18 protein-coding genes are annotated in these 22,282 nt (G+C 46.0%); 3 read left to right on the top strand and 15 right to left on the bottom strand.

Features of this window, described 5'->3' with window-relative positions:
- The 10 genes from EAI83_RS05820 to EAI83_RS05775 form a co-directional block, all read right to left on the bottom strand.
- Entirely contained in the window at positions 1 to 1,770 is a 1,770-nt protein-coding gene (locus EAI83_RS05820) for a V-type ATP synthase subunit A (RefSeq protein ID WP_022427341.1), read from the bottom strand.
- A 24-nt stretch (positions 1,771 to 1,794) separates the two neighbouring features.
- Positions 1,795 to 2,115, bottom strand: a complete 321-nt coding sequence (locus EAI83_RS05815) for a V-type ATP synthase subunit F (protein ID WP_015526256.1) — start codon at positions 2,113 to 2,115, stop codon at positions 1,795 to 1,797.
- Positions 2,108 to 3,079 carry a V0D/AC39 family V-type ATPase subunit gene (locus EAI83_RS05810; RefSeq protein WP_015526257.1) on the bottom strand — a complete coding sequence of 324 codons (972 nt, stop codon included), beginning with the start codon at positions 3,077 to 3,079 and terminating at the stop codon, positions 2,108 to 2,110. Before EAI83_RS05810 ends, EAI83_RS05815 begins: the two co-directional genes overlap by 8 nt.
- A gap of 30 nt (positions 3,080 to 3,109) precedes the next feature.
- Positions 3,110 to 3,703, bottom strand: coding sequence for a V-type ATP synthase subunit E (locus EAI83_RS05805; RefSeq protein ID WP_015526258.1), 594 nt, complete (start codon positions 3,701 to 3,703; stop codon positions 3,110 to 3,112).
- A 19-nt stretch (positions 3,704 to 3,722) separates the two neighbouring features.
- Positions 3,723 to 4,193 carry a V-type ATP synthase subunit K gene (locus EAI83_RS05800; RefSeq protein WP_022427342.1) on the bottom strand — a complete coding sequence of 157 codons (471 nt, stop codon included), beginning with the start codon at positions 4,191 to 4,193 and terminating at the stop codon, positions 3,723 to 3,725.
- Positions 4,194 to 4,197: 4 nt separating this feature from the next.
- Positions 4,198 to 6,204 (bottom strand): V-type ATP synthase subunit I, encoded by a 2,007-nt coding sequence (locus tag EAI83_RS05795; RefSeq protein ID WP_022427343.1) that lies wholly within the window; start codon positions 6,202 to 6,204, stop codon positions 4,198 to 4,200.
- A 16-nt stretch (positions 6,205 to 6,220) separates the two neighbouring features.
- On the bottom strand, positions 6,221 to 6,556 hold the full coding sequence (locus tag EAI83_RS05790; protein WP_118752836.1) for a V-type ATPase subunit subunit G family protein: 336 nt from the start codon (positions 6,554 to 6,556) through the stop codon (positions 6,221 to 6,223).
- 286 nt (positions 6,557 to 6,842) lie between these two features.
- On the bottom strand, positions 6,843 to 7,940 hold the full coding sequence (locus EAI83_RS05785; RefSeq protein WP_129974758.1) for a substrate-binding domain-containing protein: 1,098 nt from the start codon (positions 7,938 to 7,940) through the stop codon (positions 6,843 to 6,845).
- A 149-nt stretch (positions 7,941 to 8,089) separates the two neighbouring features.
- Positions 8,090 to 8,788 (bottom strand): RluA family pseudouridine synthase, encoded by a 699-nt coding sequence (locus EAI83_RS05780; protein ID WP_092069748.1) that lies wholly within the window; start codon positions 8,786 to 8,788, stop codon positions 8,090 to 8,092.
- A gap of 2,309 nt (positions 8,789 to 11,097) precedes the next feature.
- A complete protein-coding gene (locus EAI83_RS05775) occupies positions 11,098 to 13,356 on the bottom strand; it encodes a hydratase (RefSeq protein WP_059086680.1) in 2,259 nt (752 codons plus the stop codon).
- Positions 13,357 to 13,583: 227 nt separating this feature from the next.
- Here EAI83_RS05775 and EAI83_RS05770 point away from each other — a divergent pair, with 227 nt between their 5' ends.
- Positions 13,584 to 13,850: a hypothetical protein gene (locus EAI83_RS05770; protein ID WP_015526267.1), complete on the top strand. Its 267-nt coding sequence runs from the start codon at positions 13,584 to 13,586 to the stop codon at positions 13,848 to 13,850.
- A gap of 192 nt (positions 13,851 to 14,042) precedes the next feature.
- Here EAI83_RS05770 and EAI83_RS05765 read toward each other — a convergent pair whose 3' ends face one another.
- The 5 genes from EAI83_RS05765 to EAI83_RS05745 all read right to left on the bottom strand — a co-directional run bounded on the left by EAI83_RS05765 (position 14,043) and on the right by EAI83_RS05745 (position 20,109).
- Positions 14,043 to 14,642 carry a hypothetical protein gene (locus EAI83_RS05765; protein WP_022427348.1) on the bottom strand — a complete coding sequence of 200 codons (600 nt, stop codon included), beginning with the start codon at positions 14,640 to 14,642 and terminating at the stop codon, positions 14,043 to 14,045.
- Between the two features lie 149 nt (positions 14,643 to 14,791).
- The gene (locus EAI83_RS05760) at positions 14,792 to 16,180 is read right to left on the bottom strand and encodes a UDP-N-acetylmuramoyl-tripeptide--D-alanyl-D-alanine ligase (RefSeq protein ID WP_129974757.1); all 1,389 of its coding nucleotides are present in this window, start codon (positions 16,178 to 16,180) and stop codon (positions 14,792 to 14,794) included.
- A 64-nt stretch (positions 16,181 to 16,244) separates the two neighbouring features.
- Positions 16,245 to 17,285, bottom strand: coding sequence for a D-alanine--D-alanine ligase family protein (locus tag EAI83_RS05755; RefSeq protein ID WP_129974787.1), 1,041 nt, complete (start codon positions 17,283 to 17,285; stop codon positions 16,245 to 16,247).
- A gap of 67 nt (positions 17,286 to 17,352) precedes the next feature.
- The gene (locus tag EAI83_RS05750) at positions 17,353 to 18,753 is read right to left on the bottom strand and encodes a L,D-transpeptidase family protein (RefSeq protein ID WP_129974756.1); all 1,401 of its coding nucleotides are present in this window, start codon (positions 18,751 to 18,753) and stop codon (positions 17,353 to 17,355) included.
- Positions 18,754 to 18,825: 72 nt separating this feature from the next.
- Complete coding sequence (locus EAI83_RS05745; RefSeq protein ID WP_021651427.1) at positions 18,826 to 20,109, bottom strand: hypothetical protein; 1,284 nt, start codon at positions 20,107 to 20,109, stop codon at positions 18,826 to 18,828.
- 393 nt (positions 20,110 to 20,502) lie between these two features.
- Between EAI83_RS05745 and EAI83_RS05740 the strand changes: the two genes are divergently transcribed.
- Positions 20,503 to 21,366, top strand: a complete 864-nt coding sequence (locus EAI83_RS05740; protein ID WP_129974755.1) for a class I SAM-dependent methyltransferase — start codon at positions 20,503 to 20,505, stop codon at positions 21,364 to 21,366.
- Between the two features lie 509 nt (positions 21,367 to 21,875).
- Entirely contained in the window at positions 21,876 to 22,064 is a 189-nt protein-coding gene (locus EAI83_RS05735; protein ID WP_015526276.1) for a hypothetical protein, read from the top strand.
- Positions 22,065 to 22,282 lie beyond the last annotated feature (218 nt).

Here is a 22,282-nt window from a genome sequence, read left to right as displayed (position 1 = left end):
TTACAGGCCCTCCTTTCCCAGAAGTTCTGCAGTCTCTGCTGCCAGCTGGCGGGTTACTTTCTCATATTCTGCTGCCAGCTGATCTTCTTTTGTATATTTATAACGGCCGATCTGCTCACGTACCGGAAGCTTTACGATATCATTGATATCTGCGCCCTGTTTCAGCGCATCCAGACCCGCATCATAAAATGCAAGTACCAGACGCATCATATTATGCTGTTTTTCCAGAGATGTGTAGGTATCGATCTCGTGGAAAGAGTTCTGGTGGAGGAAATCCTCTCGGATGGAACGGGCTGCTTCCATTTTCAGGCGGTCACCCGGTGAAAGCGCATCCATACCTACCATCTTTACGATTTCTTCCAGCTCTGCCTCTTCCTGAAGAAGGGTCATCATTCTCTGACGGAGCTTCATCCAGTCATTCGCTACATTTTCGTCAAACCATCCGCCAACGCTGTCCAGATACAGAGAATAGCTGGTCAGCCAGTTGATCGCCGGGAAATGACGTTTGTATGCAAGGTTTGCGTCCAGTCCCCAGAATACCTTTACGATTCGAAGTGTCGCCTGGGAAACCGGCTCGGAGATATCACCACCTGGAGGAGATACGGCGCCGATCGCTGTCAGGGCACCCTCTCTTCCGTCTTTTCCACTGCAGATCACATGTCCGGCACGCTCATAGAACTGTGCAAGACGGGAACCAAGATATGCAGGATAACCTTCCTCACCTGGCATCTCCTCCAGTCGTCCGGACATCTCACGGAGAGCCTCAGCCCATCTGGAAGTAGAATCTGCCATCAATGCTACGGAATATCCCATATCACGGAAATACTCCGCAATTGTAATACCTGTATAAATCGACGCCTCACGAGCTGCAACCGGCATATCTGAGGTATTGGCGATCAGAACCGTACGCTCCATCAGAGACTGTCCTGTTTTTGGATCCTTCAGCTCCGGGAACTCGTTCAGAACATCTGTCATCTCATTTCCACGCTCACCGCAACCGATATAGACCACGATATCTGCCTCAGCCCATTTTGCAAGCTGATGCTGGATAACCGTCTTACCGCTTCCGAACGGGCCGGGAACTGCTGCCACACCACCCTTGGCAATAGGGAACATGGTATCAATAACACGCTGTCCTGTTACCAGAGGTTTGGCTGGCGGAAGTTTCTTCTTATATGGACGGCCACGTCGTACCGGCCAGTGCTGCATCAGGGTCAACTCTTTATCGCCGTCTGCTGTGGAAAGAACTGCAACGGTCTCATCCACGGTAAACTCGCCGGATTTAATTTCCTTCAGAGTACCTTTCATATTGGGAGGTACCATGATCTTCTGTGTAACAACGATAGTCTCCTGAACGGTTCCAAGAACATCGCCGCCCTCCAGCTGATCTCCCACCTTCGCAACCGGAATGAAATTCCATTTTTTGTCCCGCTTCAGGGCAGGAACCTCAACGCCTCGTTTCAGGTTGTTGCTGCCTGCTACCTTCATGATGTCATCCAGCGGACGCTGTATTCCATCGTAAATGCTTGTAATAAGGCCAGGACCAAGCTCCACGGAAAGGGGCACCTCCATGGACTCTACCGGTTCTCCCGGACGAAGTCCTGAAGTCTCCTCATATACCTGTATGGAAGCCTCATCTTCATGCATCTCAATGATCTCACCGATCAGACGCTGGCTGCTTACACGAACCACGTCATACATATTTGCATCCCGCATACCCTTGGCAATTACCAGCGGTCCTGCCACCTTCTTAATGGTTCCTCTGCTCATCTGAACCAATCACCTGCTTTCTTGTCACTCATTACTGAAAAGAATATCGGAGCCAACTGCCGTCTCCACGGATTTCTTTACATTTTCGATACCTGCACCTGTATTTCCGGAAATTCCGGGAATCTGAATGATCGCAGGCATCAGCTCCTCACTGTATTTACTGATCTCTGCGGAAAGCTGGGCCGCCAGCTGTTCCGTAATATAAATAACCGCATATTCACCGGCTGCCAGACGGTTAAGCTTCTCTTTACCATCTGCAGGATCCTCCACCGGAAAAGTATCAAGGCCAAGAGCCGCAAACCCGTAAATGCTGTTATAATCACCTAAAACTGCGATCTTATACATACATTTCCCTTGCCCTTTCCCGGATAAACTCTTCCGGAAGGCCGCTGCGCTTTCCGGTGAGAATGATCCGCACCGTCTTGATCTCATTTTCACGGGCAAGCACATAGGCTACCAGCGGTCCCAGTGAAAATGAATTGTACAGCTGAGGGCGGATGGTCTCCATGATCTGGTTATCACACCATCTCTCAAAAGCGGAAGCTGATTCCGCCAGTGCCAGAGCTCCGTCCCCATATTTCGTTTCTGCCAGATAACCCATGATCTGATCCATTCCGCTTACTGCCGCGTGGATCAGTCTCTCCTTATCCAGTGTGTCACATTCTGCCATGGCTTTTTTCATAAAGTCCGAACTTTTTCCTGTTTTGCAGGCACGGACTGCGATCCGGATATCTGCTACCGCTACCGTGGATTCCGCATACTGCCGGACGATCTCTTCTTTTGACCGTTCTCCGGCTTTTTTTATGGCATCCAGTGCTGCCCTGTCTACGATAATATCCGCAAGCTGTCCGTCTCTTGTGTGCAAAAAGGTCTCATAGGCTTCTCTTGCCGCTTCCCGCATATCCTCAGGAAAACGATCATATTCCTTATCCTTCAGGAATTTCACCATATCCTCTCCGTCAATGGAACAGTCGCTGAAAAAAATATTCGGCGCTGCCCCTTGCAGGATGCTTGCCTTCACAGCCGCTTTCAGGTTATGGAAAAGATCCTGATAGGAAAGAACAGAAAACACAGATCGGTCCGCTACCAGCGAATCCATGATCTCCCAGATCTTTTCTCTCTCCCGAGAAAGAATGGCATCCGCACCGGCTGCAGGATCACCATTTCCCCAGCCCTTCTCTGTAAGGATCTGAAGGCACTGCTGCTCATCCTGACATGCCAGAAGCTGCTCGATCGCTGCCTGATTCAGAAGTCCGGTCTCCAGAACACGTATCCGCGCCACCGCATAGGCATAATCTTCACCAAACATCATTCACGCCCTCCTTTTTGCGATGGTGTTTTACGCAAACAAAATCTTTCTTACCTGATCCAGAAGCTCATCCCGCTTCTCTGCGAACATGGCATCAATGGAACAGTTTTCCTCAATGCCGCCGTATATCAGGATAAAACCTCCGTCTATGTTTCGGGTTTCACCGGAAATTTCCAGCACACCACCCTTTTTCTGTGCCAGGCTCTTTATTTCCTCACGGAAACCTGCCGGCATACGTTCCAGATCCTTTTTTGAAAAACAGATCTCTCCTTCTCTTGGAAGAAGATATTTCTCAGCCATATTCTTAAGGATCCCAAAATATTTTTCTTCATCCAGATTCTTCACACGGTCACAGGCATCTGCGATCACATTTCCGATCAGCTCCTGCTTGGCTGCAAGAACTGCGGTACGCTTCTTCATATCTGCAGCGGAAGCTGTCCGCTCTTCATAGCTTTTCACCTTTGCCCTGGACTGTTCTTCTCTCTGCTGCCGGATCTTATCTGCCTTTTCTCCGGCTTCCCTGAGGATCTCTGCGGCTTTTTTCTCCGCATCACTGATCGTAACGGCTGCAGAAGCATCGGCCTCTTCAAGAATCTGGCTTACCATCTTCTCTAATCCTGTCATGCTCTGCCCTCCTGATGAATCAAACCTGAATTCCGCTGACTGCAAGAATGGAGATCAGAAGAGCCAGAATCGCATATGTCTCAACCATTGCAGGGAAAAGCATGGCTTTACCGAACTGCTCCGGCTTCTTGGCTACGATACCGATGGAAGCTACGGAAGTTTTTCCCTGATGGATCGCAGAAAGAAGACCTGCGATAGCGATCGGAAGACAAGCCACAAAGATCATAAGACCGGTTTCCAGGGAAATATCAGCAACACCGCCGCCCAGGATACCAACCTTGGAAAGTGCAAGGAATGCTACCAGCAGTCCGTAAATACCCTGCGTACCGGGAAGAAGCTGAAGAAGCAGAACCTTGGCAAATTTGTCCGGGTCTTCTGTTACAACACCTGCTGCTGCACGGCCGGCTGTACCAACACCGATGGCGGAACCTATACCTGCAAGAGCTACGGAAATTGCTGCTCCCAATAATGCCCAAATGATACCACTCATAATATTAATCCTCCTTAATATCTACATATTTTGTATTTTCGCGGAAGGGGTGGAACTCTTTTCCTCCGCCCTCAAAGAATTTACCGAAAAACTCTACGTACTGTAATCGGCAGGTGTGCACGTATGCACCCAGAAGATTGATCAGAAGGTTAAAGATATGACCAATCACAAATACAAGGATAAATACGATCCATCCCAGAATACTGTCTCCCAGCATACTTCCCATCTGGTTCATAACTGATGCGATAACTCCGGTAGCAAGTCCCAGGGCCAGAAGTCTGGAATAGGAAAGGATATCACTGACCCATCCCGTGATATTGTAAAGATCGTAAGCTCCAAGCGCCAGCCTCAGGAACGGATTCTTCTTATCTCTTCCTGACATGAAGAGAATTCCCACCGCACCGATGATCGCCATCCATTTTCCGACCTGTATCACTGCCGGTGAAAGGTTCAGATCCATCTGAGAAATAGAACGGAACATGCTGCTTGGGATAAAGATCAGGATCAGTCCCATAAGAAGCAGGAACCAGAGTACTACGTCACAGAAAAAGTCGAGATATTTTCTGTCACGTAACAGCATGTAGCCCTTAAGACCCATTCCCAGAAACATATGGATCAGGCCAAACAGCATGGAGAACACCAGAAGTCTCATAGGCTCATTCAACGGTGCAAACCATACCGGCTTCACAGTGACCGGTTTATGCAGATATACTCTTGAGAATACATCGATAAAATCTCCGAAATATCCGCCAAACATTACGCCCCAGAACAAAGTGGACAGTCCACAGTACATGAACAGCCGGATGGATTTCTGCATTCCGCTTTCCATTCTGGGGAATTTCAGAAGCACTCCCAGACAGACCGCAAACACGATCAGTCCGTAGGCTGCATCTGATAGCATCAGTCCGAAAAGGAATACATAGCAGGCTGTCATAATGGTGGACGGATCGATCTCTCCCTTTCCGGGAAGACCAAACGCTGCCAGAACTCCCTCTCCTGCTGCTCCGAATTTGCCGTTCTGAAGGGCAACCGGAACATTTTCTCCCTCAGCATCTTCTGCTTCAAAAACAATATCGTACTTCTCCGTAAGCCGTTTCTCCATTGCAGAAACCTGTTTCTTCGGAAGATATCCTGTCACAAAAAAAGTGCTCTCCGACTGGCGGAGCTGTCCTAATACCTCATATTTCTGTGCACGGATCCGGAAATAATCGGACAAAAGCTGAAGAGAGCTCTTCCTGTCGTGAAGAGCGCGTATCTGTTCCCGGATCTGTTCGGACTCTTCCTGAATGCGTACCACTTCATTCTTAAGGTTCTCCAGCTCCTGTGCCGGAACCTCTGATACCAGCTGTGCCGGTCTTGCAAATCCCTGCATCCGAAGCGCTTCTTCCAGTTCCTGTGCCTGTGCTTTCAGGCAGACAACCACCAGGCTCAGCTTACCGGCGTCATTTGAGATTTCCCGAATGTCAAAGGCTTCAAGCTGTGGTGCATCCGCTGCCAGCTGACTGTATACCTGATCCAGAGTTATATTTCCATCAATACTTCCCACAAGTACCGCTGCTTTCGCTGTACCGCCGAAGTTCATCGGAATATCCAGCTTCAGCCATGGAGCAAGAGCTGCTTCCTGCTGCTCGATCTTAACTGCTGCCGCATTGTTCTCTGTAAGCTTCTTCCGGTATCCCTGGATTTCTCTGGCCGTTCTCAGGATCTCTTCCTGATCCCGGATAGCTTCTTCCTCCTGCTTCCTTCCGATCAGCGGTTTCCCTGCCAGGGATGCCAGCATGGATTGCTTTTCCTTCGAAAATTCATCCAGTATTTCGATTGCCTGATCGCAAAGGGATGCGTTCTTCTCAAAGATCAGCCGGGCATTCATAGTATCCATCGTCTTAAGCTCCGGATCCAATTCTGCTGCATCGATCTCCAATACTCCAAGTGACTGCAGTTCTTCCAATATGGCCTTACGGTTCTTTTTCATTGCGCAGATACTGATTCGCTGCATCTGCAATACTGCCATTTTCGCACTCCCCCTCTCAGAACAAACTGTCCATTACTGTCTGGATTGCCTGCTCGTGCTTCGACTCCGCTTTCTTTTTCAAAGCTGCAAGCTCTTCCTCCGCCTGTCCAACGACAGTGTTCTCTGTACTGTGTGCACGTTCTTCGGCTGCTTTCATATCAGATGCCGCCTGTTCGCCGGCGGCTGTTTCCGCCTTTCTGATAATATTCTCTGCCTCTTTCTCAGCTTCGCTGATGATACTCTGTGCACGGACGGATGCATCCTTTATCTTCTGCTGTGCTTTTGCCTCCGCCTCTTTCACTGCCTTGATCGTTTCCTGGATCATCTGATCACCGCCTCTCTGCATATCCAAATTGTACCACAATCGCTTTTTTAAAACAATGTTTATTATGCAATTTAACGATAAATTTATTTGTATTGTGTCAAAAAGTCGTCATATATGTTATATTTTTGCCATTTTTTCGCACACTTTTTATTTGTTTATTCTATTCATATTTTTTATTTTTATTCAAAAAAAGCCATCAGTCCGATGAAAATGTTTTTACATCTTCATCGGACTGATGGCTTTCAGTTATGAACAGACGGTGAATGCGGACTAACCTATTCACCCGACCTACAGTGGCTATCTGTTCTATTTGTTAATTGTACAGGTAATTTGCAATGTCTTCGCTTTTGATATTCTCAGCATCGATCCATACCGGATCAAGTAAAACCTTCTTATCAATCTTTGTTTCCTTCTTCGGTGCAGTAGACTGAATAGCCGCCCACATGGTCTGATATCCCATCGCATAAGGATTCTGTGAAAGCACTCCCAGTTCTTCCCCTTTCTGGATCGCTTCCTGCTGTTTGCTGGTTGCATCTACGCCTACCATAGCAACTTTATTTTCTCCTGTGTCCTTATTTACCTCCAGAAACATTTCAGAAACCTCGGCATTGGTGCAGAAAACGCCATCCAATGCCGGATATTTATCCAGAACTTCCTTCATGGCTTCCTTCATATCATCAACCTGGTCAGAATATACGGTTTCCACCACTTTAATATCCGTATAATTTGCAATATTATCCAGAAATCCTTTTACACGCTCCTGCGCGCTCTGTGTTTTCTCCTGTGCGGAAAAAACAGCCACATTTCCCATTTTTCCAATGGCGCTGCCAAGCTTATATGCTGCATATTTGCCGATCTGTGTATTGTCTGTTCCACGAAAAGCTCTGACCAGCTTCGTATCACTGACATTGGAATCAAATGCGACCACCGGAATTCCGTTCTCTTTCGCTGCTTCCAGCTGTGCCTGACAGGAATCCACATCTCCGGCAGAAAGACACACTACAGATGGATTCTCAGCGATTACTGCATCAAGAGTATTGATCTGACTTTCTACGTCCTCTTCATCATCCGGACCCTCAAAGGTCATCGTGATCTGCTTGTCTTTTTTGAAACCATACGCCTCATTTACATCCTTGACAGCAGCTTCCATTCCTTCTTTTACTTTATTCCAGAACTCGCCTTTTTTGCTTTTGCTGACAACAGCTATTCTGGCACCTTCTTCAATAGAAAGAGTGTCATCGATCTCAGGGATCAGCGGGCTTTTTTCTTCTTCCACTTCGGTTGCTTCAGGGGTTTCCTGGACATCTGCTACAATCGGTGCAACAAGCTTTTCTACTTCTTCTTTCTGACAGCCTGTCAGCAGGGTTGCCACAGCCAACAAGGCTGCTGACGCTACTGCAGCTCTTTTCATTGTAATCTCCTCTTCCTCGCTGGTTACTGTTCTCTATGTTCTTTATCGTCTGCCTTGTCCATCCACAGTAACTTATACTTTACAAAAATCTTACATTTGGTTACTTGCTTTTTACATTATACACTTTTTCGTATTTCCGTCCAGAGTTTTTACACTTTTTTCACAAAATCCAAAAATGCGCTTCCCTGTGGCTCTGTTTCAAACTTCATCATTTTTCCTGTTCTGGGGTGTTTGAATTCCAGACAGCTGGAACAAAGTCCCAGTGATGTACCTTTTTCTCCCGAAGGATTATATTTCCGGTCTCCGAGAAGGGGCAGTCCCTCATGAGAAAGCTGCACACGGATCTGATGATGCCGACCTGTTTCCAGCCTGATCTTAAGAAGTGTCCGGGATTTTCCGTTTATCTCCTGCTGATCCAGAACTTTATAGTGAAGAATCGCTTTTTTTGCTCCCGGTGTATTGGCAGACACCACCTGAGACATGTTGGCTTTTCCATTTTTTTTCAGATAGTCTGTAAGAGTCCCTTCTGAGCTCTTTGCTTTTCCCTCTGTTACTGCCAGGTAATATTTTCCGGCGCCTCCTGCCATCATCTGTTTACTCAGATTTCCTGCTGCTTCGGATGTTTTCGCAAATACAAGAATGCCTTCTACCGGCTGATCAAGGCGATGTACTACTCCCAGATATGGGATCTTTCCCGGTGTTTTTTGTGCCAGATAATTTTTCAGGGCACTTTCCATATCCATTGTTCCTATTTTTGCTGCCTGCACCGGCATTCCTGCTGTTTTTCTGCACACAAGGATCTCTTTGTCTTCATATAAAATATTTTCTTCAATCTGATAATTCCACATATTTTCTCATCTTACTTCCTTTCTCACAGAAGTATAACTGATGATGTTTTTGATGGCAACTGATAAATATAACTGTTCGGAAAATCTCTGATCGAAAATTTTGCTCTCTGCTCGGATCATATTATTTTATCCAGGGCTTTTCGGAACGGTTATATACTTAATATATGCAATCTTATATACACAACGAGACGGTCATCACTTTTTTTACTTTTACAGTTTCCAAAAATGATGACCGTCTCAACACTCTTCGTTATTCAATTTTTCTTCCTCTTCGTTCTTTCGAATAAAGTTTTCTTGTTATACTTATTATACTTATCAATCGAAATCTTTGATTTTATATACTTTATAAAATAATTTCGATTCTCTTTATTCAATTTTGAAATTTTTCTTTTTCAGATTCTCTCTTCTTTTTTATTTCCTGCTCATAAACGACTGATATATGTAAGTATATCTCTTCGATTATTTAGAAAGTTTTATAGATCAGAAATCATTTTTTACGATGTTTGATTTCCTGTTTATCTGAAGAATTTCGGTGGTTATACTTTTTCCTGTTCACTAAACAATTCTGGACTTAACTTCTTAAATTCAAAACCATTTGTCATCTCTGTACTTTGCGATCTGCTGATTCAAATCGACCTATTGGGATTTTCTCCTCTGCAGTTCTTTAAAGTATCCTGGAAAAAAGTTCCTGCCCGATTCTTCTGTTTTTAATATCCTCTCAGATATTCTTCTGATGCAAAGCTTCAATCCATATCCTAATGGTTCTGATATGCATTTCAAAGTATCGTTCTCATCTTCACGTTTGTTCTTGGAATCTCTTCTTTCCAACGAACCGGTGAGTTGAGGGTTTTACTCTTTCGGGAAATATTTCTTTACATATTTCCTGAAATCTTTGTATCAGGTGTGTGACAGTTGTTCAATATGAGTTACCGATTCTATATTACCTGAAATACTGATTTCCTTTTGTTTCTGATTTCTTAAAATATAAGTAAGATTTAAGAGGATCTTATTTATATTTCATAAAAGAAACTTCTGTTTTCTTAAGGTGTATCATATGTGATCTGTATCAGGTCTTTCTTGCAGGAAATCCGGTTCCTGTCACTCTCATATTGATGATGGTGTTTGTTTATGTTCCCACTGGAATCACCTTTTCCTTTCTTCATCCTTCATGTGCATCTATGCTATGAATTGAATGATTTTCTTTTTTGTTTTTCTCTTGTTGTTTTTGATGGTCTTATAATAACATCGTTGCGGGTATTTGTCAATACATTTTTGTGTTTTTATGCTATTATTTTTATTTATTTGTTTTGTTATGTGTTTATATTTTATAATTTGTTTGTATTTTTTATTATTTTCTGTTAATTTATGCTATTGTGAAGTTGTGAAGAACGGGATGGTATGTTGCGAACGGACGGTCGGGAAGGACGGGAGGGGCGGGTGAGGCTTCGGAGATCTAGTGCTTCTAAGGCTGCAGGGATTCTGCTAAAACCGCTGAAAAAATCCCAGAACTCGCTAACGCTCAAACAGCTGGGATTTTTCCAGCAACGCAGCCTCCCCGCGGCCTAAGAAGTACTACGACTCCTGCAGAGTCACCCGCCCCGCCCGTCCTTCCCGCCCTGACTTTCGAACATGGAAAGTTAGTTAGAAAAGTTTCTGTGTGACTGTATTGGCCCTGCAAACATTGCAATGTTTGTACTTTACAATGTTTGCAGGGGATTGAGATAAACTTTATTCGAAAGAACGAAGAAGAAGAAAAATTGAATAACGAAGAGTGTTGAGACGGTCATCATTTGTTGAGCTTTTCTTGATATTTTTACCGGGGCTGGGGTTTGTCTCTGGGAATGTCAGCGTGAGGTGTCCTGTGGGGAGCAGGGGCTTCGGAGTGAGCCTTTGGTCATACTTGGCGGCTGAGGTGACCTGTGGAAAGGTATTCTGCGGATACAGGCCGCAGAATAAGGCCCATCTGTCTGAGCCAGGTACGCATCAGCGTACATGGCGAGTTATGGGCCGGCCTTTTCACAGGTTGCCTCAGACGCTTAGTATGACCAGGCGAAACGACAGCCTCTGCTCCCCACAGGACACCTCACGCGTCCGCATCGTCCACATCCCATAAAAATAAGTATCCATAACCCTAAAAACTTCCCAAAACCACACCCCAAAAACAAAAAGCAGACCGGCAACCTCGATTAAAACGGTCACCAGTCTGCAAAACAACACGGAAATTCTTAAATTACTATATTCCGCTCTGCAGCATATTCATGAACACACTTCCATCACCTTCACGCTCTATATGTGTTCAATCCCTGCATCTATTTACGATTATAATTAATCAGACAACCCTTAAGGATGATCTCTCTCTCATCATCTGTCAGCTCACCCAGAGTTACATCGAACTCCTTCAGAGCGTCACCTTCAACAGTATATCCCTTGATCACGTCTGCTTTTTCCTCAACCGCCTTGCGGATTCCCGGGAAGAACAGATAATCACCGTTCTTGAACGGAAGATCTCCGGACGGGATCAGGAATGGAAGCATACCCCAGTTGATCAGATTGGAACGATACCTCTTGGTTGCATACTCATTGGCAATGTTTGCCCAGCCGCCAAGTACCTTCTGGCAGGATGCAGCCTGCTCTCTTGCGGAACCATCGCCAGGTTTCACTGCAAAGATGGTGCTTCCTACGCCAAGGTTTGTCTTATCAACATCCGGATAGGATTTATGGATGGTTTCCATAACCGGTTTCAGTTCCGGAACAGCCTCTGCCGGGCAGTTACCTGCCTGGATCGCCTTCTGTGCTGCCTGGATCTCTTTTGCACGGCCAACATAAGCCGGATCCTTTCTGGACAGTGTGAACTCTGCAAGTCCAAGCGGATTGGAACGGTAGGAGGATGTCTCACCGGACGGGATCAGCTCGTCAGTGGTAGTAACCGGATCGTGGATCTCGGAAACAACCTTCAGAATCAGGTTGTCTGCAAGTGCAGCCATCTCCGGCCAGTCTTTGATATTCGGTCCAAACTGGATCTCTACGCTTGGATCTGCCACGCCCTTGCTGTCAAATACACGGTTCTCGTAGATAGACTTATCGAAGTAGTATTTATGCTCGGAATAGCTTCCGTCAAACTCCTCTGCTGAGGTAAGGAATCCCTTGTTTGCTGCTGTAGCTGCAATGGAACGTGCATCCATAAGTGCAACCGAAGAGATCTGACCGTTCTGGATCTTGGAGCCTTCACGGTTCGGGAAGTTTCTGGTTGTATGACGGATACTGAATGCATTGTTTGCAGGTGTATCTCCGGCGCCGAAGCACGGTCCGCAGAATGCAGTTTTCACAACTGCGCCTGTTCCGATCAGTTCTGCAAGAACACCATTCTTAGCCAGTTCCATGTAGATTGGAGTACTTGCCGGGTATACACTTAAGGTGAAGGCATCATGGCCGATATTTTTGCCCTTGAGGATATCTGCTGCAGCGCAGATATTCTCGAATCCACCGCCTGCACAGCCGGCGATGATTCCCTGCTCAACATAAAGCTTGCCATCAACTACCTTGTCTCTCAATGTAAACGGAATCTTTCCGTCAAGACTTACCTGTGCTCTCTTCTCCACATCTGCAAGGATATCGTCAAGGTTTGCCTTCAGCTCATCGATGGTGTAGGTGTTACTTGGGTGGAACGGCATTGCGATCATTGGTTTGATCTCACTGAGGTCGATCTCTACACAGCCGTCATAGTATGCAACGTTGCCCGGTTTCAGTTCTTTATAATCCTCCGGTCTTCCGTGGATCGCATAGAATTCCTCGATCTTCGCATCTGTCTGCCAGATGGAGGAAAGACATGTGGTTTCTGTTGTCATAACATCAACACCGATACGGAAATCTGCGCTTAAGCTGGCAACGCCTGGTCCAACGAACTCCATAACCTTATTCTTCACATAGCCGTTGGCAAAAACCTCGCCGATGATGGCAAGCGCAACATCCTGCGGTCCTACACCCGGACGTGGAGCACCTTTCAGATAAATAGCAACTACTCCTGGCATATTAATATCGTATGTCTGGCAGAGAAGCTGTTTTACAAGCTCCGGTCCGCCCTCTCCCATAGCCATGGTTCCAAGTGCTCCGTATCTTGTATGACTGTCGGAGCCGAGGATCATCTTTCCGCCGCCTGCAAGCATTTCTCTTGCAAACTGATGGATAACTGCCTGATGAGGCGGTACATAAACTCCGCCGTACTTTTTGGCACAGGTGAGACCAAACATGTGGTCATCTTCATTGATGGTTCCACCTACTGCACAGAGGGAGTTATGGCAGTTGGTCAGTACATATGGTACCGGGAACTTCTCAAGTCCTGAAGCTCTCGCAGTCTGGATGATTCCCACAAATGTGATATCATGGGAAGTCAGTTTATCGAATTTGATCTGAAGCTTCTCCATGTTATCGGATTTATTGTGAGCCTTGAGAATAGAATATGCGATGGTATTCTTAGCAGCCTCTTCTTTCGCTACAGGCAGATCAGCCTGGTTCTCGGGAATGATTTCCTGTCCGTTCTGAAGATAAACGCCGGTATCGTAAAGTTTCATTTCGGTTCCTCCAATCTGTAATGATTCTTTTTTTCATAATTTCGTTTATTATAGAGGATTTTTACACATTAGTCAATAAAAGTGAGCACACCTGGTGCATTGTTTTGCGTACAAGCGTTATTGCCCTGTGCTTTACTTTCCCTGCAAAATCCGCTATACTGAAGACCATATCGGACGGATATTCATATTCTGCCGGCTGTGGCAGTTTCAATACGGAGGTACTGTTTATGTTTCGTTTATGGGGAAAAATATGGAAAGACAATCGCATGCTTCAGGACACCGTTGTCTGTGATGACAGCGATGATACCAGAACCCACAAGATCTTTCACGGACTTGAGGAAATCTGTTATCAGATGGATCTGGGAAATCCTATCTGGCTGGATGCCACAGTGCGGGATTTCAAAAAGCATGATAAGGCCCGCTTTTATCAGGATAATTTCATTGAACATATTGAATTCGACTACCTGGAGATCCAGGTGATCGAGGAAGACTGAGTAACATATAAAAGGACGCAGGAAAGCCACGAATGCTTATCCTGCGTTCTCTTTTTACTGTCACACAAAAAAACTCTCCGGCGGATACAGAGAATCGTATCTGCCGGAGAGTTTTTTTTGCATCCGGTTCCCTTATTCCGGAATATCTTTGTGTACATTTCTGTATTTTCTCAAATATACCGGGATATGTTTTTACTCTGCATTCATAAATTCCCGTATGATCTCCCGCATGATCTCTTCCTCCTCCGGAGAAAGCATCTTGCTGAAGTGGCTTCCGGTAGCAGCCGTCTGACGGATACTTCTGGTGATCTTATCTACGATTTCTTCCTGCAGAACAGGATCCGGCTTTTCTGCGACCGGTACTTCCTCCACCCAGGTACGGACCTGTTCCACATAATCTGCAAGAGAAGCCATCACAAGCTCTTCCTTATAAGAAAAGTCCAATGCCTGACGAAGAAGAAGCAGTACTACCGGCACTGCCGCCCCTATATAAAGATAAAGCATAGACAATCCTTCCCTGTATCCCAGTCTGCTGTTGAGAAAAACAGACAGTCCCAGAAGAAATGTACAAAACAGTGACGGATACCATACAAATCGGTTCATCCGATGCCAGAGCCTGTCCCTTGACTTCCACAGGTTCAGCCATTTTTCTTTGAGATTCTGTAATCGCTGCGTATTTCGGATCATTCTTCGGTAGGTAAGGTTTGTTGCCAGCATCCCCAGACCGCCGATACATCCCATGGATGTCATGACGTAAAGCGGGATGTTCAGCTTCATGATCATCTCCAGCATAAGCCCTCCCTTTTTCACTGCCGCACAGTGCCTGAGCGTGCTTTTGTTCTTTAGCCGCACTGCTCATCGCCTTAGGAATATTATACTTCTATATAACTTAACTGGAAAGAATTTTCGTTCGTCAAATGCTGCCCCTGTTTTCGGTCTTTTTACATTTCCTGCAGTGCTTTGACTACATTTTCAAATTTCATGAAGTGAGAAGCCTTTACGAGGATGGTATCTCCAGGTTTCACATATGTGTTCAGGTTCTTAAGAAGGCTTTCCAGATCTTTTTCCCGGATGACTGTCAGGTCCGGATTGGTCTGAGATGCTTTTTCCGCGATATGGGCTGCAAGTGGTCCTACGCAGATGCATGCATCGATCCTGCACTGACCTGCATGAACGCCTACACCTTCATGAAGTGCAGCTTCATCCGTTCCAAGCTCACCCATATCGCCAAGAATGGCAACCTTTCTTCCAAGTCCGTCCTGAAGAACATCCAGGGACGCCTTCATGGACATGGGATTTGCGTTGTAGCAGTCATCTACGATCATGAATTTATCGGTCTCGATCATATTGAATCTTCCGCTGACCGGTTCCAGGCTTTCGATGCCATTTTTGATCTGCTCTGCATTCAGTCCGTAAAGTCTGCCCACAGCTGCTGCTGCCAGTGCATTGGATACCATATGACGTCCCGGCATTGGAATATCTACATGAAATGTCTGGAACTCTCCGTTCTCTGCCATTTTTCCCTTCAGACAGATGTCACAGCTCATTCCCTTCAAGCCACGGCTTTCCACATTTTCACAGGTAACAGAAGCATTTTCTCCGTTTCCGAAAAATACCGGCTGCATGCCGTTATATTCCTTTACTGTAGAAAGCTTATCATCATCACCGTTAAGTACGATATTTCTCTTCACATACTGAAAAATCTCTGTTTTTGCCTTCAGGACGCCGTCTCTGTCTCCAAGGTTTTCCAGATGGCAGGTTCCGATGTTTGTGATCACGCAGGTGTCCGGTTTTGCGATCTTTGCAAGACGGGTCATCTCACCGAAATCACTGATTCCCATTTCCAGAACTGCGATCTCATCTTCATCACGAAGGCGGAATACTGTCAGTGGAAGTCCCAGCTCATTGTTGAAATTCCCCTGGGTTTTCAGTGTACGGTATTTTTCCTTCAGCACAGAGGCGATCACCTCTTTTGTGCTGGTCTTTCCAACGCTTCCTGTGATTCCCACAACAGGAATATCAAGCTGCTCCAGATAAAACTCCGCAATGTCTTTTACTGCCTGAAGGGAGGAGCCTACCTGGATATACGGATGATCCGCCCCTTCAAGAGTTCTCTCGGATAAGGTCGCGAGTGCACCTGCTTCCATTACCTGCGGGATAAAACGGTGAGCATCCACACGCTCTCCTACTACCGGTACAAAAAGACCTCCTTTTTCCACCTTACGGCTGTCCGTTGTGATCGCAGTCACTTCCTCCTGAAGTTTTTCCTGCGGGCCGTGGTAAATACCATTGCAGACTTTTGTGATATTTTCCAATGTAAGATTTTTCATGAATAAAATCCTTTCTTTTGCCAGAAACTCCTCCTGTCAACAGGAGGAGTTACGGTCAGATATTTTATTTGCTGTATTTCTTAAAAGAAATGCGGATCAGTTCTTCACAGAGGTCCGGATAGTCGATTCCCAGGACCTTTGCTTCCTGCGGGATCAGACTGGTGGGTGTCATTCCCGGAAGTGTGTTTGCCTCCAGGCAGTACATATCACCGTTTTCTTTCATCATGAAGTCAAAACGTGCATAGCCCTCAATGCAGAGAGCCTTTGCGCCAGCTTCCGCATAATGCTGCATTTTCTCGGTCAGTTCCGGTGAGATCTCAGCCGGACAGGTTTCTACTGTGGAGCCTGCCTGATATTTGTTCTTGTAATCATAAAAGCCCTGCTTCGGTGCGATCTCGATGATCGGATAAGCCTTTCCGTCTACAACTGCAACGGAAAACTCACGGCCCCTGATATACTCTTCAACAACTACCTCATCTTCATAAGAATAAGCACCATCAATGGCATCCTCATATTCTTTCTGGTTGTTTACAATATAAACACCTACGCTGGAACCACCGCAGCATGTTTTTACAACAACAGGAAATTCCATACCAAGATCATGGATGTTTCTTGTACAGTTTTCTTTCAGCATGGAAACGCCCTTCGGTGTCGGTACCTGATCCATGAGAAAGATCTTCTTGGTGAGACCCTTATCCATAGCAAGGGCACTGCTTAAATATCCGGTTCCTGTGTAACGGATTCCCAGAAGATCGAAGGTTGCCTGAACCTTTCCATCCTCTCCGTTGGAACCGTGAAGACCCATAAATACAATGTCTGCTGCCTGACACAATTCCAGTACATTCGGTCCGAAAAAGCTTCTTCTTGTGCGTTTGATCTCTTCGATATCATCATCGAAGCTTCTCATATACTCTGCCGCAGAATCTACCTCATAATCTTTATCTCCAAAGGGCTCATCCCAGTCCACCGGCTCCAGTCCGCAGAAAATATCTACAAGAATGGCCTTATGGCCTTTTTTACGAAGTGCCTTGCAGACACCGGTTCCTGTTACGATGGAGATCTCTCTTTCTGTACTGGTTCCGCCTGCCAATACAACGATATTCATACTTTCATCTCCCTTGATGATCTTGTGTTTTCTTTTTTCGTATTCTTTTAATATTTCTTTTAATCTCTTATTCATAAACTACGATTGGTACTCCTACACTAATATTATTATAAATGATTGCCGCCTTATCCTTCGGGGTGTTTACACAGCCATGAGAACCATTTGTGATATAGATCTGCCCGCCATACTGTGAACGCCAGCTTGCATCATGGATTCCGACTCCTCCGGAAAACGGCATCCAGTATGTAACCGGTGATGCATATCCAGGTCCCTTCAAAACTGCCGGTGAACGCATGGCATCCAGTGCAAAGCATCCGGTTGGTGTGGAATGGCCCTTTCGGACACAGCCGGTAACTACCGGTGTATCTACCAGAAGCTGTCCGTCTTTATAGAATACCATTCTCTGGTTGGTCAGGTCAATCTCTACATATGTATTTCCGATATCATTGGTATCTCTGCAAAGTCCGCTGTAAGCATACGCCGGCTGTCTCACTTCTGTAGTTCCTGCAAGAATGGCATTATAAAGCCATTCAGTCTCTGCGGTCTGATCGATAGCCCATCCGTAATCACCGCCCTTGATGGTCTTCTGGCGGCCATCGTAGGTGGTAAATGTCCTCGTGCAGCCAAAGGTATCATATTTATATCCCAGGCTGTTCACATAAGCTGCAACCTGATCTTTATTTACTATATAATCTCCGTTTGCGTCCCTGACCAGCCAGTCTTTGATGGTATTTCGGTCAAGTTGTTCCGACCGGTCCGAAAAATCATAGGTGATCACGCAGCTGGTAAGCTTGTTCATCTGGTCACAATCTTTTTTCAGAGCTTCATCGTCTTTATATATCGATGGTTTTTTGTAGCAGTTTTTCTTTTCCAGACTAACTGTTTTGTCTCCTGCGGAAACAGCTGCACGGATCACCTTCTGAACCTTTTTTGTATCCAGGGTCGTTCCTTCTTTTTCCGGCTGGATCTCGTAGGTTTCGCCATTATCCTTAATGCATGCGTCTGCAGGCTTTTCCATATTGTCCTTCTGCATGCATTTCAAATTCTTCACAGCCTCTGTCAGTTTGTTCTGATCTTCATAAGCAGTATCCGTTGCCAGTGTATATTTTTTCTTCTGATTAAAAGCAAGGAACCATTTGTACCGGTCCTGTTTCTTGATCAGCTTTTTGGCTCCGTCATCCGGCTTGTAGACCAGTCCGGCTTCTTTTGCGGTAATGCTCTCTTTTCCGTTGTTTCTTGTATCAACGGTAAGAACATATGCCTGCACTTCCTTTGCAAGAAGCTTTTCTGTTTCATCTGCAGTTTTATAGGAGCAGTTAAAACCATTCACCTGAGATCCCGGCAAAAAATGATCTGTAAAATAATGTACACCATATCCATAAGCCCCTGCTGTAAGGATCAGCAGGATCATGATCAGTGCAATGACCAACTTTTTGCCTGTTTTCATTTTTTCTTTTTCCTCATCCATGAGCTCTCTCCAATAGTTATGACTGCCCGGTATTACGCATGCTGAAATACCGGGCAGTCTGATGTGATCGATTTATTTCTCCAGAAGTTTTTCCACACTTACAAGCTTCACACAGAGAACAAATACCTCTGCTGCCTTGCCAAGCTCCTCAACGCTTGGGTAGCTTGGTGCAATACGGATATTGCTGTCTTTCGGGTCCTTTCCATATGGATAGGTTGCGCCCGCTCCAGTCATAACAACGCCTGCTTCTTTTGCTTTGGCAACGATGGCTTTCGCACAGCCTTCCATGGAATCAAAGGAAATGAAATATCCGCCGTGAGGTTTGGTCCACTCACCGATTCCAAGTCCGTTAAGCTCTTTATCCAGTGTTGCGAGAACAAGCTCGAATTTCGGACGAAGGATGTCTGCGTGTTTCTTCATATGCTCATGCAGTCCGTTGATATCTTTGAAGAAACGAACGTGACGAAGCTGGTTCAGTTTGTCGTGTCCGATGGTCTGTACAGTCATGTATTTGCGGAAGTCATCCAGGTTCGCCTTGGATGCAGCAACTGCTGCGATACCGGAACCAGGGAAGCTTACCTTGGAGGTAGAAGTAAATTTATAAACAATGTCTGGATTTCCTGCTTTCGCACACTCATCAAGAATCTCAAGAAGGAAATCCTGATTGTCATCATAGAGATGATGGATGCTGTAAGCGTTATCCCAGTAAATACGGAAGTCCGGTGCAGCCGGCTTCAGATGCGCAAAACGCTTAACTGTTTCTTCGGAATAAGTGTAGCCCTGCGGATTGGAATATTTCGGAACACACCAGATTCCTTTTACTGCCGGATCTTCATTGACATATTTCTCAACCATGTCCATATCCGGGCCTTCCGGAGACATCGGAATGTTGATCATCTCAATGCCGAAAAATTCTGTGATACGGAAATGACGGTCGTATCCTGGTACAGGACAGAGGAATTTCACCTTGTCAAGCTTGCACCATGGTGTATTTCCCATTACTCCGTGGGAATAGGAACGTGCAATGGTATCGAACATTACATTCAGACTGGAGTTACCATAGATGATGATGTTCTCTGGCTCTACCTCTGACATCTCACCGAGAAGTCTCTTGGCTTCCGGGATTCCGTCGATGACTCCATAGTTACGGCAGTCCACACCGGTCTCACATTTCAGATCTGCATCCCCTGCAAGTACTTCCATCATTTTCATGGAAAGATCAAGCTGATCCGGTGCAGGTTTACCACGGGACATATCCAGTGCCAGACCTTCGGCTTTGATCTCGTCGAACTCACGGTCAAGTTCTTTCTTTAAATCGAGTAGCTCTTCCCTGCTCATCTCACAATATTTTTTCATAAGTTTGCTTCTCCTCTTTTTGTGCACAGTTTCATATCTGCGGTTGCTGTGTTTCTTCTGTTAACGATTTCTGTCTGTCAGGAATTCTCTGCAAAATCTCTTCCGCAAAAAACAGCCACAGTTTCACGGAAGCGGGAAGCCTCTGCCCCGGCAGAAAATCTCTGCGTACATTTTAGTATGTAAAAGCGCTGTTGTCAAATCTTTCGTGGAAAATCCTGCACTTCTCTTGCACAGCATCCATTTTTCCTCTATACTGGAAAAAACATTATTATGGCGTTTTTATGGATTCATGTCCCGATCATCCGGATCTGGTACAGTAATCTCCGGAAATGCTATATAAAAATGCTATATATATCTTATAAATTTACTATTATGAAAGAGGTATTGATCATCATGTGGATTGCAGATGGATGGAAAGAATATGAAGTTATTGATACATCAAAAGGAGAAAAGCTGGAGCGCTGGGGGGATTATCTTCTGGTTCGTCCGGACCCGCAGGTAATCTGGGATACTCCCCGCAAAAACCGTGGCTGGAAGCATATGAACGGACATTATCACAGAAGCAGCCGTGGCGGCGGTGAGTGGGAGTTCTTTGATCTGCCTCATCAGTGGGAGCTTCATTACAAGAACCTTACTTTTAATCTGAAGCCTTTCAGCTTCAAGCATACAGGACTTTTCCCGGAGCAGGCTGTGAACTGGGACTGGTTCGGTGAAAAGATCCGCAATGCAGGACGCCCGATCAAGGTGCTGAATCTTTTTGCCTATACCGGCGGCGCTACTCTGGCTGCAGCTGCAGCCGGTGCTTCCGTTACTCACGTGGACGCTTCCAAGGGTATGGTGAACTGGGCAAAAGAGAATGCTGCTGCTTCCGGACTTTCCGGTGCGCCGATCCGCTGGCTTGTGGATGACTGCGTGAAGTTCGTAGAGCGTGAGATCCGCAGAGGAAATCATTATGATGCGATCATTATGGACCCGCCTTCTTACGGCCGCGGACCTAAGGGCGAGATCTGGAAGATCGAGAATGCGATCCATCCGCTGATCAAACTTTGTACGAAGATCCTCAGTGACGATCCGCTGTTTTTCCTGGTAAATTCCTATACTACAGGTCTTGCACCGGCTGTTCTGACTTATATGCTTGCTACGGAGCTGAAGCCCTGGAAGGGTAATGTAGAGTCACAGGAGATCGGACTTCCTGTAACAGAAAGTGGTCTGGTTCTTCCTTGCGGAGCTTCCGGACGGTGGAGCTCCTCCCGGTAGGATAGGGATGTTGTGGCATCCTTATTAGCTGGCACTTTTTTTCTGCTGTTGTGAACTGCTGTGAGTTGGGGTTTTTCCTTTCGAGGGAACACTTTGGCGTGGGCAGGGTTGCGAGAAGGGGAAGCACTCGGAGTTAGCGAAGGCCGTCTCCCCTTCTCGCGCTCTTCCCCTCCTGGCCACGCCGCTGTTCTGCGTTGTGGAATATGATTCTGTATTGGCGGGATGATGGATTCTACTGTGTTGGATGTGAAGCGTTGTGCCGATTTTTATCCTTACTATTCAATGGTAATATTCCGCGAGGTGTTTTTTGTGAGCGAAGGTCACAGAAAGCCCGAGACATACCGCGCGAATTTATACGATCAGTATAAATTCTGTGCATCACAAAGCGTATTACTGAAAACGGAGTGAACAGTAACTTTTTATCAGGTATCTTTTTGTATTTTCTGATTATTTGTATTGAAACGCTTTTTTGATAGGTCTATAATATAGAAAAAAGGAGCGTGATCTTTATGAGTACGGAAACTACGAAGGATACTCTTCCTTTTACCTGCACGCCGGCTTATGACCGGGATGCCTGTAAGGGATGTGTCTGTTCTACCTGCTATGAACAGGAATTTTGTGACCGGTGCAGCTCCTGTGTAGAGCAGGGACATCGGAAGGAACGATGCAATGCTTATGAGGGAGCCTACAATTACTAACAAAAAAGGATCTGAAAAAGGCAGAACTATTTGTAAAATCTCGCCTTTTACAGATCCTTTTTATTATTATCCACCACCCAACAGATCGGCACAGCCTCCCCTCCTCGACACCCCCGAATCCCGCACCCTGTCAGAACATTCACGCACACCACAACGCAGAACAGCGGCGTGGCCAGGAGGGGAAGAGCGCGAGAAGGGGAGACGGCCTTCGCAACTCC

This window comes from Blautia sp. aa_0143 (genome assembly GCF_004167315.1).
Lineage (GTDB): Bacteria > Bacillota > Clostridia > Lachnospirales > Lachnospiraceae > Blautia_A > Blautia_A fusiformis.
Note: the sequence above shows the minus strand (reverse complement) of the source record. Positions and strands in the feature narration are given on the sequence as shown.